The organism is Desulfobulbus rhabdoformis (assembly GCF_016919065.1).
Classification (GTDB): Bacteria; Desulfobacterota; Desulfobulbia; order Desulfobulbales; family Desulfobulbaceae; genus Desulfobulbus; species Desulfobulbus rhabdoformis.
Window position 1 is genome coordinate 1 of sequence record NZ_JAFFQA010000126.1, and the last position, 1,342, is coordinate 1,342.

Annotated in this window: 1 protein-coding gene; it reads left to right on the forward strand. The window is 49.0% G+C overall.

The window, feature by feature from the left end; all coding sequences use genetic code 11:
• Nucleotides 1–49: 49 nt before the first annotated feature.
• Nucleotides 50–1,342: IS701 family transposase (locus JWJ90_RS22690; protein ID WP_205229494.1), on the forward strand; the 1,293-nt coding region annotated here is incomplete at its 3' end.

Consider the following 1,342-nt stretch of genomic DNA (forward strand, 5'->3'; position numbering starts at 1 on the left):
TCCCAAAAAAAGAAATTCAGCAAAGGTAAATCCTCATGTCAGACTCCAAGTGTTGACGGGCCTTGCCCGTCAACTTTTGTCTTTCAGTGGGAGTTATCGTCAATTTTTTCAGCGACATACAGTCAATATCTCCGACAAGGCTTTCCAGTACCTCAAAGGTTTGTTTCAAGCCGAAAAGAAGAATATGGAACGAATGGAAGAAAAAATTCCCGGAGCCCAATACGATCCTCTTCAGTATTTTCTTTCCGATGCGGATTGGGACTGGAAGCCTGTTACAGATAAAGTCGCTCAAGATGCAGACAAGTTGCTCGGCGGTTTCGATGACAGTGCTCTGTACATAGACGAAACCGGCATTCCCAAAAAAGGAAAAATGTCGGTAGGCGTCTCTCGTCAGTGGTGCGGGCAACTTGGAAAAACCGATAATTGTCAGGTCGCTGTTTTTGCAACCCTTGGTCATGGAAGGTTCTCTACGCCTATCGATTGCCGGCTGTACCTACCCCGCGAGTGGACAGATGATCCCGCGCGTTGTTTGAAAGCGAAGATACCCGGGTCGGAAATCATCTTCAAAAGCAAGCATGTCCAAGCCTTGGAAATGATTTTCCGCGCCCGCAGCAACGGAGTTCGCTTCAAATGGGTCGGTTGTGATGGCTTTTACGGAAGCAACCCGGCGTTTCTTCGCGTATTGGACGAGTCTGCCGAGATCTTTGTGGCCGATGTGCACAGTGATCAACGAATCTATCTTGAAAACCCGCACCCCCGCATTCCTGAAGCCAAATCCAAAAGAGGCCGGAAACCGTGCAGACTCAAAGCGCAAACTAAGGCGATCCGGGTTGACAAATGGGTCGAGCAGCTGCCGGACAAACAGTGGGAACGTGTAGCAATCCGTGACAGTACCAAGGGTAAATTGTTTGTCGATATCCTCCATCACCAAGTTTGGCTTTGGGACGGGGAGGAAGAAAAGGCAAGGCGCTGGCATTTGATTGTTCGCCGCGAGGCCAACTCGCCAACGAAAAAGAAATACAGTCTGAGTAACGCTCCTTCAGACATTTCGCCCGAGAAGTTAGCCTATATGCAAGCTCAACGATATTGGGTGGAGCGTCCTTTTCAGGATGGGAAAAATGAATGTGGGCTTGGGGATTACCAGGCCAGAGGCTGGCTTGCCTGGTATCATCATATGACCATGGTGATGATGGCAATGCTCTTTATGCTTGAACAACGGATCACCAACAAAACGGAAATACCGCTCTTGAGCTGCGCTGATATTGCGGTAATTCTCAAGGCTACTTTGCCCCGACGAGACATTACGGAATCTGAAATGTTGGAGCAGTTGGAAAAGCGACAC